Annotated in this window: 1 pseudogene; it reads right to left on the bottom strand. The window is 38.7% G+C overall.

Annotated features, from left to right (window positions below):
- Positions 1-216 (bottom strand): annotated as a pseudogene (locus A3757_RS02905) (hypothetical protein); the annotation flags it as partial.
- Positions 217-287 lie beyond the last annotated feature (71 nt).

The following is a 287-nucleotide window of genomic DNA, read 5'->3' as shown; positions in this document are numbered from 1 at the left end:
AAAATCATTAGAGGCAACTTTTTCATCGGTAAAAGCTTCCAAATGGATATCTAGACCCCAAGGAATAGCTTTTGCTTTCAAGTCAGCGAAGAATGTCATTGCAGGACCGTTTTTTCCAACCGGGTCGTACATACAGAACTTTTTCTTTTCAAGTGCAGAAGCTGTGGCAGCAGTCGACAGCATTACTAGCGCAAGTATAATTCGACGAAATGTCATAATGTTTCCTTAATCCTCATTAATTGTTTGATGTGTAAGAACGTTCTTTTCTTATCGTTATTATGGTGCGA

This window comes from Oleiphilus sp. HI0117 (assembly GCF_001635235.1).
The sequence above is the reverse complement of the archived record's forward strand: the minus strand, read 5'-3'. Positions and strand labels throughout refer to the sequence as shown.